The 13,387-nt window shown below is 70.1% G+C and carries 14 protein-coding genes; 5 read left to right on the top strand and 9 right to left on the bottom strand.

What is annotated here, in order from left to right:
• Positions 1–1,050: chromosome segregation protein (locus VGR06_RS11195; protein WP_327558945.1), on the bottom strand; the 1,050-nt coding region annotated here is incomplete at its 3' end.
• Between the two features lie 36 nt (positions 1,051–1,086).
• The gene (ccrA, locus tag VGR06_RS11190) at positions 1,087–2,418 is read right to left on the bottom strand and encodes a crotonyl-CoA carboxylase/reductase (protein WP_327558944.1); all 1,332 of its coding nucleotides are present in this window, start codon (positions 2,416–2,418) and stop codon (positions 1,087–1,089) included.
• Between the two features lie 180 nt (positions 2,419–2,598).
• Here ccrA and VGR06_RS11185 point away from each other — a divergent pair, with 180 nt between their 5' ends.
• Entirely contained in the window at positions 2,599–2,973 is a 375-nt protein-coding gene (locus VGR06_RS11185; RefSeq protein ID WP_327558943.1) for an SPW repeat protein, read from the top strand.
• Between the two features lie 70 nt (positions 2,974–3,043).
• Positions 3,044–3,622, top strand: a complete 579-nt coding sequence (locus VGR06_RS11180; protein ID WP_327558942.1) for a helix-turn-helix domain-containing protein — start codon at positions 3,044–3,046, stop codon at positions 3,620–3,622.
• Between the two features lie 39 nt (positions 3,623–3,661).
• On the opposite strand, the gene VGR06_RS11175 is transcribed toward VGR06_RS11180, so the two are convergent.
• The gene (locus tag VGR06_RS11175) at positions 3,662–4,630 is read right to left on the bottom strand and encodes a DUF2332 domain-containing protein (RefSeq protein ID WP_327558941.1); all 969 of its coding nucleotides are present in this window, start codon (positions 4,628–4,630) and stop codon (positions 3,662–3,664) included.
• 8 nt (positions 4,631–4,638) lie between these two features.
• Positions 4,639–5,085 carry a methylmalonyl-CoA epimerase gene (gene mce / locus VGR06_RS11170; RefSeq protein ID WP_327558940.1) on the bottom strand — a complete coding sequence of 149 codons (447 nt, stop codon included), beginning with the start codon at positions 5,083–5,085 and terminating at the stop codon, positions 4,639–4,641.
• A 132-nt stretch (positions 5,086–5,217) separates the two neighbouring features.
• On the opposite strand from mce, the gene VGR06_RS11165 reads away from it, so the two are divergent.
• The 3 genes from VGR06_RS11165 (at position 5,218) to VGR06_RS11155 (ending at position 8,344) form a co-directional block, all read left to right on the top strand.
• The gene (locus VGR06_RS11165) at positions 5,218–6,405 is read left to right on the top strand and encodes an acetyl-CoA C-acetyltransferase (RefSeq protein WP_327558939.1); all 1,188 of its coding nucleotides are present in this window, start codon (positions 5,218–5,220) and stop codon (positions 6,403–6,405) included.
• Positions 6,405–7,406: a methylmalonyl Co-A mutase-associated GTPase MeaB gene (gene meaB / locus VGR06_RS11160; protein ID WP_327558938.1), complete on the top strand. Its 1,002-nt coding sequence runs from the start codon at positions 6,405–6,407 to the stop codon at positions 7,404–7,406. Before VGR06_RS11165 ends, meaB begins: the two co-directional genes overlap by 1 nt.
• A gap of 446 nt (positions 7,407–7,852) precedes the next feature.
• The gene (locus VGR06_RS11155; RefSeq protein ID WP_327558937.1) at positions 7,853–8,344 is read left to right on the top strand and encodes a hypothetical protein; all 492 of its coding nucleotides are present in this window, start codon (positions 7,853–7,855) and stop codon (positions 8,342–8,344) included.
• On the opposite strand, the gene VGR06_RS11150 is transcribed toward VGR06_RS11155, so the two are convergent.
• The 5 genes from VGR06_RS11150 to VGR06_RS11130 all read right to left on the bottom strand — a co-directional run bounded on the left by VGR06_RS11150 (position 8,326) and on the right by VGR06_RS11130 (position 13,272).
• The gene (locus VGR06_RS11150) at positions 8,326–9,321 is read right to left on the bottom strand and encodes an ABC transporter substrate-binding protein (RefSeq protein ID WP_327558936.1); all 996 of its coding nucleotides are present in this window, start codon (positions 9,319–9,321) and stop codon (positions 8,326–8,328) included. The genes VGR06_RS11155 and VGR06_RS11150 overlap by 19 nt on opposite strands.
• 26 nt (positions 9,322–9,347) lie before the next feature.
• A complete protein-coding gene (locus VGR06_RS11145; protein ID WP_327558947.1) occupies positions 9,348–10,352 on the bottom strand; it encodes an ABC transporter permease in 1,005 nt (334 codons plus the stop codon).
• A 196-nt stretch (positions 10,353–10,548) separates the two neighbouring features.
• The gene (locus VGR06_RS11140) at positions 10,549–11,313 is read right to left on the bottom strand and encodes an ATP-binding cassette domain-containing protein (protein ID WP_327558935.1); all 765 of its coding nucleotides are present in this window, start codon (positions 11,311–11,313) and stop codon (positions 10,549–10,551) included.
• Positions 11,306–12,292 (bottom strand): class I mannose-6-phosphate isomerase, encoded by a 987-nt coding sequence (locus VGR06_RS11135; RefSeq protein WP_327558934.1) that lies wholly within the window; start codon positions 12,290–12,292, stop codon positions 11,306–11,308. Before VGR06_RS11135 ends, VGR06_RS11140 begins: the two co-directional genes overlap by 8 nt.
• Positions 12,289–13,272, bottom strand: coding sequence for a LacI family DNA-binding transcriptional regulator (locus VGR06_RS11130; RefSeq protein WP_327558946.1), 984 nt, complete (start codon positions 13,270–13,272; stop codon positions 12,289–12,291). Before VGR06_RS11130 ends, VGR06_RS11135 begins: the two co-directional genes overlap by 4 nt.
• Positions 13,273–13,387 lie beyond the last annotated feature (115 nt).

The raw sequence follows: 13,387 nt of genomic DNA, 5'->3' as shown, positions 1-13,387 counted from the left end.
GGGCGGGGCGACCTCGGCGGATTCCCAGTGCTCGCGTGGGGGACTGGCTTCGGTCGTGGCGTCCGGGTCGGGGGCGGGCTTGATGGTTTTGGCGGGGGCGTCGGGGGTGGGGGTTTTTTCTTCGGGGAGGGGCTCCAGGGCGGGGGCGGCCTTGTCCAGGGTCAGGTGCGCGTCGGCGAGGAGGTCGCGGGCGGCGTGGAGTTGGTCGGCTAGTTTGGTGCGGAGGGCCCGCAAAGAGGACACGCGCTGGGCGGCGTGGGTGATGCGGCGGTTGGCTTCCTCGGTGGCCTCGCGGACGCGGCGGTGGGCCTCGTCGGTGGCTTCCTTGAGCCGGGCGTTGGCTTCGTTGATGGCGTCCTGGCGGCGTTTGGTGGCTTCCTCGGTGGCTTCGCGGACCCGGCGCTCGGCTTCGGCTTTGCTGGTGGCTTCCTGCTCGGCCAGCGCCCGCATGGACTCGGTGCGGCGGGAGGCCATGGCGATCTCGAAGTCCTCCTCGATCTGGGTGCGGCGCTGCGCGGCCTCCGCCTCGAGCCGGCGCCGCTCGTCCTCGGCCACGCGGAGCATCTGCGCCGCCTCGGCGCGCGCCTTCTCCAGGACGCCGCGGTGCTCGGCCTCCATCTCGGCGCGCCGCTCGTCCAGCCCGGCCAGGAGCTTGGCGTAGCTGGCCCGCAGCTCGTTGCCGTCGGCCTCGGCCTTGGCGCGGATGTGCCCGGCCTCGGCCTCGGCGCGGGCCTTGGTCTCGGTGGCCTCGTCCTGGGCCAGCCGGAGCATGCGCTGGAGCCGCTCGGAGAGGCCTTCGAGGGTGGTCGGCGGCAGCGCCAGCCGCTCCACCTGACCGCGCAGCTCGTCGATCTCCGACCGCGACGACTCCAGCTGCCGGGCGAGATCATCCGCTTGTGCCGCAACGTTGTTGCGGTCCGCGGCGAGCATCACGAGCTGGTTCTGCACATGCTCGAGATGCTCGTCCACCTGGTGGCGGTTGTACCCCCGCTTCGTCACGTCGAAGCCCGGCCCCAACGGTACGAGATCGTGATCCGCGCCCACAGCCATGTGCACTACGCTACCGCGCACCTGTGAGTATGGTGTTCACACGCTGCGGAATCGGTTGATCTGAGCCAGAAGTTTGTTGCGCAGCTCGTGGTTCCGGACGCCGAGCCCCTCGCGCGGAGCCAGGCACAGCACGCCGACCTTTCCCTGGTGGACGTTGCGGTGTACGTCGTAGGCGGCCTGCCCGGTCTGCGCCATCGGGTACACCTTGGACACCGTCGGGTGAATCGCCCCACGCGCGACGAGCCGGTTGGCCTCCCACGCCTCCCGGTAGTTCGCGAAGTGCGAGCCGACGATCCGCTTCAGGTTCATCCACAGGTACCGGTTGTCGTAGGAGTGCATGAACCCGCTGGTCGACGCACACGTGACGATCGTGCCCCCGCGCCGGGCCACATACACCGACGCGCCGAACGTCTCCCGGCCGGGATGCTCGAACACGATGTCCGGGTCCTCGCCGCCGGTGAGCTCGCGGATCCGCGCGCCGAACCGCTTCCACTCCTTGGGGTCCTGGGTGTGCTCGTCGGCCCAGAACCGGTAGCCCTCGGCCCGGCGGTCGATCACCAGCTCGGCGCCCATCGACCGGCAGAGCTCCGCCTTGTCCGGCGAGGACACCACGCACACCGGGGTGCCGCCGCCGTTGAGCGCGAACTGCGTGGCGTAGGAGCCGAGCCCGCCGGACGCGCCCCAGATCAGCACCACGTCGCCCTGCTTCATGCCGGCGCCGTTGGGCGAGACGAGCTGGCGGTAGGCGGTGGAGTTGACCAGACCCGGCGAGGCGGCCTCCTCCCAGGTCAGGTGCGCCGGCTTGGGCATCAGCTGGTTGGCCTTGACCAGGGCGAGCTCGGCCAGCCCGCCGAAGTTGGTCTCGAAGCCCCAGATCCGCTGCTCGGGGTCGAGCATGGTGTCGTTGTGCCCGTCCGGGTGCTCGAGCTCGACGGACAGGCAGTGGGCGACCACGGAGTCGCCGGGCTGCCAGGCGTTGACCCCGGCGCCGACCCGCAGCACGACGCCGGCGAGGTCCGAGCCGACCACGTGGTAGGGCAGGTCGTGCCGCTTGGCCAGCGGCGAGGTCCTGCCGTAGCGCTGCAGGAAGCCGAACGTGGGCATCGGCTCGAAGATCGACGTCCAGACCGTGTTGTAGTTGATGGCCGACGCCATCACCGCCACCAGCGCCTCGCCCGGGCCCAGCTCCGGCGTGGCCACCGGCTCGACGTGCAGCGACTCCCGCGGGTCCTTGCCGGCGTGGTCCCGGCCGTCGAACATCTCCACCTCGTCGGCATGCACGGTCACCGCGCGGTAGAAGTCCGGCACCGGGAGCGAACCGACCTCGCCCAGCTCGTCGGCCATGATCGCATCGAGGATCTTCTGCATTGTCCGACCTCCTCGCCGGAGGTTACCCACCGGTAACGTTCAAGAACCAGCCAAGTGTGACGGGGTCGTCACGGGTGAACGGCCGTACATGTCACGGTTCTTGACCGGCCGGCCAACCAAGGTGCAGAGTGGAGATGCAGGGACATAGGCAACTCTCCGGAACATGGAGGAGGTCTCGAAATGGCAGACGTGACCGCGGTCCGGCCCTGGACCAGGCCGCATGACTGGGCCGAGGTGGTACTCGGTGTGGTCGCGGCGCTGTCGTTCATCTGGATGGACACCAACAACGCCGCGATGTGGACGATGATCATCCTGGGTGCGCTGGTGGCGCTGGACGGGCTGGTGTCGCTGGCCATGCCGGGCCTGATCTATGGCGAGGCCGTGCAGATCGTGCTCGGCGTGCTCATGTTCATCTCGCCGTGGGTGATGGGCTACACCGAGTTCACCGGCATCTCCTGGACGTCGTGGATCATCGGCGGGCTCACCGTCATCGCCGGCGCCGCCGCCTTCCCGGTGGCGCAGGCCGCCAGCCGGGGCGCGGCCGGCCAGCACTGATCCTCTGGTAGCAACGCACGTGGTCCCCTAACGTGGGGGCCACGTGCCGGCGCTAAAGGGGTGGTCGAGGATGGGTGGTGAGGACCCCGGCACCCGGGAGCGGATTCTCGTCGCCGCCGAGGAGCTGTTCGCCGAGTCCGGCTTCGACGCCACGCCGACCTCCAAGATCGCCGCGCGGGCCCGGGTGCCCAAGGGCCTGGTGCACTACTACTTCGCCCGCAAGCAGGACCTGCTGGCCGCCCTGGTGGAGCGGCTGCCGGACGAGCGGATCGAGCCGGCGCGGATCGTCGTGCCGGGCGACCTGACGGCGAGCCTGTGCCGGCTGGTGGCCGAGCTGGACGCCCGGATGAAGGCCTCCCGGTTGCTGTCCCACCTGCTCTGGCGCGAGGCCGACACGCACCGGGCGGTCCGCGACGCGCTGCAGGAGCGGTTCCGCCGGGTCGTCGACCAGGTCCGCGCGGTGATCGTGGCGGCCGGCGCCGGCGGGCTCGCGGTGGCCGACGTGGACGCCGCGTCCGGGCTGCTGGCGCTCGCGGTCAGCTACCGGCACTCGGTGGCGCGGCACGAGGACGAGGCCGGCGACCCGTCGATGGACCGCGAGGTGGCGTTCATCGCCGGGGCACTGACCGGGCGGCCGGTAGTGCGCTGAATGACGCATTCAGTGCACCGGACGCTATGAATGAGTCATTCATCGCACGCCGAACCACTCCAGCGACTGGCCATGGGGGCGGGAGTAGGCGACCGGTGTCCCGTCCAGGGCAAGCACGTTGTACAGCGTGCCCCGGTTCTGCGGTGGTGGGAGCGAATCCACGTTGCCGGCGAGGACTTCCGGTACTTCGTTGGAGATCCAGTGCCCGGGCAGGCCGCTCACCGTGGCGATGAACGCCGCCCACTCCGGGGGCTTCAGGTAGGCCAGCGCCGAGCAGTGGAAGATCACCAGCGTGGCGCCGGGCGGGGCTTCCCCGGCGACGGCGGCGACGTGCTCGTTGAGGTCCCCGGCGGTCAGGCGCGGCGGGTCCGCTCGGGCGATCTCGACGGCGGCGGCGAGCCGGGCCCGCCGGGCGTCGTGCTCGGGCCAGACCAGGGTGCGCAGCCAGCGCACGTCCTCGTCGTTGGTGACGTCGAGCGGGTTGAGGTCGATGCCGGCGCGCCAGACGACCTCCGGCAGCCGATCCGGCACCGGCACCGGGCCGTCGATCGCGCAGACCGCGACCGCCGCGCTCGGGCCGGCCGGCGGATCCAGCTGCGGGAGATCGCCGTACCGGTAGCTGTACCGGTCCGGATAGAGGCAGAGCCCGGCGGAGGTACCGACCTCGAGCAGCGCCAGCGGCTGCGGCAGCCTGGCCAGCAGCGGGAGCAGCACGGCGCACCGGCCGGCCTCGTTGGTCTGCGTGCGCCGGACCAGGACGGTCTCGCGGATCTCGGCCCAGTGGTCGAGCAGGTACATGCGGAAGCCGGCGAACGGGCCGGACTCGTAGCCGTGGTAACGCACTGCGGCGAAGACCAGGTTGGGCTGCCGTTTCGGATCCGGCAGCGCCTCGATGAGGCGCAACAGCTCGGGGTCGCCGGCCACGCCCTCGGCCCAGCGTTCGTAGCAAGGTGACTCGCCGCGTGCTTCGGTGGAAGCGAACCGCTGGTACAGCTCGGAGGTGTCCACCTGGCGAATTATTCAGTGCCGGCCGGCTCCACTAGTTCGATGAGCACGCCGCCGGTGTCCTTGGGGTGCACGAAGTTGGTCAGGCTGTTCTCGGTGCCGGTCCGCGGCTCGTCGTAGAGGACGCGGATCTGGTTGGCGCGCAAGGCATCCGAGACGGCGACGAGGTCGGTCACGCGCAGCGCCACCTGCTGCACGCCGGGGCCGCGGCGGTCGAGGAACCTGCCGATCGTGGTGTCCGGGCCGAGCGGGGCGAGCAGCTGGATGGCCGTGCCGGTGCCGGCGTCGCCGGGTGCGCGCATCATGGCCTCGCGGACGCCCTGGCGCTCGTTGGTCTCGACGTGGGCGAGCTCGAAGCCGAGGGTGTCGCGGTAGAACGCGATGGCCTCGTCGAGGTCGGGCACCGCGATGCCGACGTGGTCGACCGCGGTCACGTACGGCTTGAGCGCCTCGTTCATCTTTCGAGAATACGTCAGGCTTACCCGCCGGTAACCTTCTGATGTGCGGCTACTCACAATGCGATCTCGCGGGGTGGGCGGCGCCGAGTATCGTCGTTGTTAACCAGCGTTCGCATTGCCCTGGAGGCACCAGTGTCCGGTTCCGTCATCCTGGCCGGGGCGCGTACCCCGATCGGCCGTCTGCTCGGCTCGCTCAAGGACTTCTCCGGCGCCCAACTCGGCGGGTTCGCCATTCGCGCGGCACTCGAACGGGCCGGGGTTCGCCCCGAGCAGGTGCAGTACACGATCATGGGCCAGGTGCTCACCGCGGGCGCCGGGCAGATCCCCGCGCGCCAGGCCGCGGTGGCCGCCGGGATCCCGATGGACGTGCCGGCGCTGACCATCAACAAGGTGTGCCTGTCCGGGCTGGACGCGATCGCGCTGGCCGACCAGCTGATCCGGGCCGGCGAGTTCGACCTCGTGGTGGCCGGTGGGCAGGAGTCCATGACGCAGGCGCCGCATCTGCTGCCGAAGTCGCGTTCCGGGTTCAAGTACGGCGACGTGACGATGCTCGACCACATGGCGCACGACGGGTTGTTCTGCGCGTTCGACCAGGTGGCCATGGGCGCTTCGACGGAGAAGCACAACGCCCGCTACGCCGTCACCCGCGAGGAGCAGGACGCGTTCGCGGCGGCGTCGCACCAGCGGGCCGCGGCCGCGATCAAGGACGGGCTGTTCGCCGAGGAGATCGTGCCGGTGAGCATCCCGCAGCGGAAGGGCGAGCCGCTCGTGTTCGACACCGACGAGGGGGTGCGCGCGGACACCACGGTCACCGAACTGGCCAAGCTCCGCGCCGCGTTCGCCGCCGACGGCACGATCACCGCCGGCTCGTCCTCGCAGATCTCCGACGGCGCGGCCGCGGTCGTGGTGGCGTCCAAGGCGAAGGCCGAGGAGCTGGGGTTGTCCTGGATCGCCGAGATCGGCGCGCACGGCGTGGTGGCCGGGCCGGACGCGAGCCTGCACGAGCAGCCGTCCAACGCGATCAAGGCCGCGCTGGCGAAGGCCGACCTCGCGATTTCGGAGCTGGACCTGGTGGAGATCAACGAGGCGTTCGCCGCGGTCGGCGTCGTGTCGACCAAGCAGCTCGGCCTGGACCCGGCGAAGGTCAACGTCAACGGCGGCGCCATCGCGCTCGGCCACCCGATCGGCGCGTCCGGCGCCCGGCTCGTGGTGCACCTGGCCTACGAGCTGCGCCGCCGCGGCGGTGGGCTCGGCGTGGCCGCCCTCTGCGGTGGCGGCGGCCAGGGCGACGCCTTGATCGTCCGCGTGCCGAAGGACTGATGGGAAAGCAACGTCACGTTCATGCCCTGGAGGGGAAGCAACGTCACGTTGCTTCCCCGCCGGCGGAGCTCGTTTCCCGTGCCCGGGAGGGCCAGCCGCTCGCCGTGGCGCGGCTGATCTCCCTGGTCGAGGACGCCAGCCCGGCGCTGCGCGAGGTCGCCGCCGCGCTCGCCCCGTACACCGGCGGCGCGCACGTGCTCGGCCTGACCGGTCCGCCCGGCGTCGGCAAGTCCACCCTCACCTCCGCCCTGATCACCGCGTTCCGGGCCCGCGGCAAGCGGATCGGCGTTCTCGCCGTCGACCCGTCCTCCCCGTTCTCCGGCGGCGCGCTGCTCGGCGACCGGATCCGCATGCACGACCACACCACCGACCCCGAGGTCTTCATCCGCTCCATGGCCACCCGCGGCCACCTCGGCGGCCTCGCCTGGGCCACCCCCCAAGCACTCCGCGTCCTCGACGCCGCCGGCTGCGACGTGATCCTCATCGAGACCGTCGGCGTCGGCCAGTCCGAAGTGGACATCGTCTCCCTCGCCGACACCACCCTGGTATTACTCGCTCCGGGCATGGGCGACGGCATCCAGGCCGCCAAGGCCGGCATCCTCGAAGTCGCCGACATCTTCGTGGTCAACAAGTCCGACCACGACGGCGCCGACCGCACCGTCCACGACCTCTCCCACATGATCTCCCTAGGCCGGCGCGAGATCACCGGCCCCAACTGGCGCCCCCCGATCATCCGCACCACCGCCACCACGGGCTCGGGCCTCGACGACCTCATGACCGCCCTCGACACCCACCACACCTGGCTGGTGTCCCACGGCGAACTCCAAACCCGCCGCACCCACCGCGCCGCCGCCGAGATCGAAGCCATCGCCCTCGACACCCTCCGCACCCGCCTGCGCCACCTCCACGGCGCCGAAGCCCTCGACACCCTCGCCAAGCAGGTGGCCGCCGGCGAACTCGACCCCTACGCCGCCGCCGAAGCGTGGATCGCCTCCCTCTGAGTTGGCACCTCATGCACCTGTGTTTGCGCCTGGCGTAGCCACGTTGGCCTCTGACATCGCCATGTTGGCCGGCAGCGTCGCTGTGTTGGCCGAGTGTGCGTCGAGGTTGCCGGCGGCGGTGTCCGGCGTCGTCGTCACCAGCCAACACACCCGCGCCAGAAGCCAACGCAGCAACGTGGTGCGCCAACGCAGCGACGTGGTGCGCCAACACAGCGACGTGAGACGCCAACACACCTCTCGTCATCGCTGATGGATGCCGTCCTGAATCCACGATATGGGATGGAATAGTTCAATTCTTCGAACGCGTCAAGCAAATAGCCCGATTTCCCTAAGTAATTTCAACCACTAGGGATATTTGGTCTGTTATCAATACATTACGCGATGAACTATGCGATCCCGGTGTCCGTACGTTGTCCGAGGGGTGTGACACAGGGAGGTCGGGGACCGTGATCGGTAGTGAGTTGCACGTTCAAGCGGGTGTGTGGCAGAACCACGGGGACCACGCGGCGCTGTTCATGGAGGGCGAGGCACCGGACCGGGCCAACGGGGGCGGGTTGATGCCCGACGCGCTGTACCGCGTAGCGCTGGCGCGCGGCCTGCACCTGACCACGGATCTGGAGCACCTGGACTTCCGCCCGCTGCACGGCTGGCACGTGTGGATCGACGACCGGCACACGGTGACGCTGCAGTGGCCGCGGTTCCGGCCGTTACTTGATCATGCGCCGCTGGATCTGCCGGAGGAGTGGACGGTGGCGGCGAAATCGGACGGGTACGTGGTCCTGTTTGCCGGGTACGCCCTCGGCATGCATGAGCACACGACGGACGGCGCGTCACATCCGTCGGCGCACCTGGAGCATGCCGCCGAGCTCGGGGCGCTGGCGTCCGGGGTGGCGCCGGTGAGCACCACCCCGATGCCGAGTCAGCACTTGGTCTTGTAGAAGTATTTCTCGTTGGCGGACATGGTGTCCTTGGTGATGGCTACCAGGGGGGCCTCGATGTTGCGTTTGACGTCCTGGCCGGAGAGTTTGGCGATGGCTTGTTTGACGCCTTCTTTGCCGATGGTGGCGGGGTCCTGGGCGATCAGGGCCTGGAAGTCGCCGGCGGTGAGGCCCTGGACTTCGGAGGGGCTGGCATCGAAGCCGATCAGGTTTACCTGACCGGACTTGTTGGCGTTGCGGAGGCCGGTGGCGGCGCCTTCACCGGTGTTCAGGTTGGTGGCGAAGACGCCGACGAGGTCGGGGTGCGCCGACAGGGCCGCGGTGACTTTGGCGGCGGCTTGGTCGGGTTCGTTGTCGGTGAACTCGACGCCGATCAGCTTCAGGTTGGGGTACTTGGCTAGTTGGTCTTTGAAGCCTTTGGCGCGGGCGGCGGTGGTGGACGTGCCGGCTTTGGTGTCGAGGACGAGGACTGAGCCGGACTTGGTGCCGGCGAGCTTGGACATGGTGTCGGCGGCGAGGGTGCCGCCCTGCTCGTTGTTGGAGGTGATGGTGGAGGCGGCGAGGGAGGTGTCCTTCAGCGCGGTGTCGACTTCGATGACGACGACGCCGAGGTCCTTGATCTGCTTCATCGGCTCGGTCATGGCGACGTCGTCGGTCGGCGCGATCAGGAGCGCGGCCGGTTTGGTGGCGGCGAGGGCGGTGACGATCGGCGCCTGCAGGGTGGCGTCGAACTTGGCCGGGGCTTGGGTTTGCAGGGTGTAGCCGGCGTTCTTGGCCTCCTCTTCGGCGCCGCACTGCATGGAGATGTAGAACGGCTCGTTGGACACGCCGGGCACGAGGGCCAGCTTCCTGTTGCCGCTGTCGCCCTGGGTCGGCTGGCTGCCCGTGTCGCCGACCTGGCCGCCGCAGGCGGCGAGCAGGGCCGCGGCCGACAGCGCGGTGCCGACGACCATCAGCGCTCGTCGGGTTGTCACCATCAAACACACCTCCGTTGGTGTCGCTGCTACAACAACTGATTCCGAGCACGCCGCCGCTGCTGGTCGAACCAGACCGCGGAAACCAGAACCACGCTGACCGCGATCATCTGCCAGTAGTCCTGGACGCCGACGATGTTGAAGCCCTTCCGCAGCACGGCCGGGATGAACACGGCGATCACCGTGCCGATCATGGTGCCGATGCCGCCGAACAGGCTCGTGCCGCCCATCACCACGGCGGCGATGGCGTTGAGGTTGTCCGTGGTGTGCGCGGCGATCGCGGTGGTGCTGTAGTAGGCCAGCGACATGAACCCCGCCGCGCCGGCGAGCAGGCCGCTGAGCAGGTACACCTTCACCAGGTGCCCGGTCACCCCGATGCCGGCCCGGCGCGCGGCCTCGGCGTTGGAGCCGACGGCGAACGTGTAGCGGCCGAACCGGGTGGTGTGCAGCAGCCACGCGGCCGCGAGCGTGATCACCGCGGCCACGATCACCAGGTTCGGGACGTACTGGAACGACGTGCCGGAGCCGAGCGCCCGCTTGAGTACCGTGGGAATGTTGCGGAGGTCCGAACCGTCGTTGAGCAGGCTCGCCGCTCCGAGCGCGGCGCCGAGCGAACCGAGGGTGACGATCAGCGCGGGGATCTGCGCCTTCGCGATCAGCAGCCCGTTGAGCAACCCCCAGGCGCCCCCGGAGGCGAGCGCCACGACGAGTCCGACGGTGACCACGCCCCAGCCGGAGTTGATGGCGTTGTCGTTGGGGGACAACGCGTCCATCGTCTTCGCCGACATCATGCCGGCGAAGATCAGGACCGAGCCGACGGACAGGTCGATACCGCTGGTGATGATCACGAATGTCATCCCGACGGACAGCACGAGCAGCACGGCGGTCTCGATGGCCAGGCGCTGGAAGTTGAACAGGGTCGGGAACGCGTCCGGGGAGATCACGCTGAACACCAGGATCAGGGCGACCAGCACCAGTCCGATCCAGAACGTGTTGGCGCCGAAGATCCGGTTGCTCAAACTCCGCCGCCGCATGATGTCCACTGTGGACGGCTGTAGCTCGGGAGACGCCTTGGTGGTGCTCACGCTGTGCACTCCAACTCGGGAGTGTTGGCCATGGTCGTGGGTCGCCTTGGCTGGTGGGTCACCGGACCACTCCTCGGGCAGACCTCGTTCCTCGGCCTACCCTCGTCGCGGTGGGCCAACTCCCTCGCCCGGCATTCCGCAAGCTTCATGCCGCCTCCTCCTGGGTCAGGGCGCCGGTCATGGCGCCGACGAGCTGTTCGAGCGTGGCGTCGGCGGCGGTGAAGCGGGCCACCCGGCGGCCCAGGCGGAGCACCTCGACGCGGTCGGACACGGCCAGCACCTCCGGCATGTTGTGGCTGATCAGCACGACCGCGATGCCCTCGTCGCGCACCCGGCGGATCACGTCGAGCACGCGTTCCCGTTGCACCACACCGAGGGCGGCGGTCGGCTCGTCCATGAACACGACCCTGCTGGCCCAGACCACGGACCGGGCCACGGCCACGCTCTGCCGCTGGCCGCCGGAGAGCGCACCGATCGGCACCTCCATGTCCTGCAGCTGGATGCCGAGCCGGTCGAACTCGCTGACAGCACGGCGTTTCATCGCGGACTTGTCGAGCATGCCGAGCCAGCCGAGGAGCCCGGCGCGGCGCATCTCGCGGCCGAGGAACAGGTTCGCCGCCGGGTCGAGGTCGGGCGCGACGGCGAGGTCCTGGTAGACGGTCTCGATGCCGAGCTCGCGCGCCTCGGTGGGGGAGCTGAAGTGCACCGGGCGGCCCTCGAACCGGACCGTGCCGGCGGTCGGCTGCTCGGCGCCCACCATGCATTTGACCAAAGTGGACTTTCCAGCGCCGTTGTCCCCGATCAGCGCCACCACCTCGCCGGCCCGGACGTCGAACGACGCACCGCGCAGCGCCTCCACCGACCCGTAGTGCTTGACAACGTTGTCCGCTTCCAGCACGAGGTCAGGCATCGGACACCCCCGGCGGCAGGCAGCGGACGGCGACCAGGTCACCGTCGATCCGCGTCCGCCCGGACCCGTACGGCACCACCACCGTGTCTCCCTTCCCCAGCGCCAACGTTCCACCATCGAACGACAAACCGCCGGAACCCGCCAGTACGACCAGCACCGCGTAGCCGGGCTCGAACTCCGCCGCCCTGCTGATCCGCTGCGCGCGGAAGAACGGGTCGGCCCGCGACTCGAACAGGTCGACCACCGCGGCGTCCTCCTCGGGCTTGCGCACCAGCGTGCCCGCGTCCCACGCCGAGTAGTCCACGCACTCCAGCGCCGCGGGGTAGCCGAGGTCGAGATGCCCGGCATCGGCGCTGTCCATGAATCCCTGCCACTCCAGGAGAACCGAGAGATCCGTCGGCTGCTGCAGCTCGACGATGAACACCCCGGCCCCGATGGCGTGCGGCACCCCGGCCGGCACGAACACGGTGTCGCCGGGCTGAACGGTGATCGCGTTCAGCCCGCCGAGCATCGCCGCCGAGTCCTGCCGGCGCACCCAGTCCGCGACCGTGGCCGGATCCTGGTCCTCCTGGAATCCGATGTGGACGGTCGGGTGCGGCCCGCTGGTGCCGACCACCACCCACGCCTCCGTCTTGCCGCGCCGGGAACCGAGGTGCGCCAAGGCGAACGCGTCCGAGGGATGGCAGTGCACCGGCAGCCGCTGCCCGGCGTCGAGCAGCTTCACCAGCAACTCGGGTTCGTCGCCGTGCCCGGCGCCCAGCCAGTGCTCCGGCTCGGCGCGCACGGCGTCCCGCAGCCGGCGCCCGTCCGGCAGCGCGGACAGGCCGGCTTCCGATTCGCCGTACAGCGTTGTGCACGAGGCGACCCAGTCCTCCGGTCCGAACTCGACGGTCGAAGTCCCGCGCAGTGCGGCGATCGACGCGCCACCCCGGTAGAACCGCGGCGGCTGGTTGGCCGGCAGGCGAACCGGGGTGATCATGGCGAGACCTCCCCGGAGCCACGCGGCATCAACTGCACCGGCAGCACGATCCGGCGCGGCGGCGCGGAGTCCCCGTCCAGGCGCGCGAACAGCAGCTCCGCGGCGGACTTGCCGAGCGTGCCGGGGTTCAGCGCGACCACGGTGACCGGCGGGTTGAGCAGGTCGGCCAGCTCGAAGTCGTCGAAACCCACCAGGGCGGGGCGTCTGCGGCTGCCGGCGATGGCCCGCAGGACGTGCACGGTGATCCGGTTGTTCCCGGTCAGCAGCGCGGTGGCAGGGGCCCGGCCGGTGAGGATCCGGCGCAACGTCGCGGCCACGCCGGCCTCGGTGTGCGGGCCCATGGCCACGAACCGCTCGTCGTAGGCGATGCCGGCCTTCGCGCAACCCTCGCGGAAACCGCGCAGCCGCTCGGTGGCGGTGTAGATGTCGGGGGAGTCGCCGAGGAAGGCGATCCGCTTGTGGCCGTGCGCGGCCAGGTGCACGACCGCGGCGGCCGCGCCCTCGATGTTGTCCACCAGCACGGTGTCGGCCAGCACGTCGCCGGGCGGGCGGTCGACGAACACCACCGGCGTGCCCGAGTTGATCTCCGGCAGCAGGTAGCCGTGGCGCAGGCCGGCCGGTACCACGATCAGCCCGTCCACCCGGCGGGCGCAGAACTCCAGCGCCAGCTCGCGTTCCCGGGCCGCGTCCTCGTCGGAGGAGCCGGTGAGCACCTGCCGGCCGAAACCCCGGGCCACCTCCTCCACCGCGCGGGTGAGCCCGGAGTAGAACGGGTTGCCCACGTCCTCGAGCACGAGCCCGATTGTTCCGGTGGACGAGCCGCGGCGCAGGTTGAGCGCGCCCACGTTGCGCCGGAACCCCAGCCGCTCGATGGCGGCCAGCACCCGCTCCGCGGTGTCGACGTGCACCCCTGGCTCGTCGTTCACCACGCGGGACACGGTTTTGATGCTGACCCCGGCCAGCCGCGCGACGTCGCTCATCGTCGCCCGGCGGACCCGGCGGTTGGACAACGTTGTCATCGTGCTGGAGATCAGACACCTAGGGGCCGCGGGTTGTCAATCTCGCTGGGGCCGGCTACCGGAAGGCGGGCCATGG

Source organism: Actinophytocola sp. (genome assembly GCF_036002505.1).
GTDB lineage: Bacteria > Actinomycetota > Actinomycetes > Mycobacteriales > Pseudonocardiaceae > DASYTH01.
The sequence above is the reverse complement of the archived record's forward strand: the minus strand, read 5'-3'. Positions and strand labels throughout refer to the sequence as shown.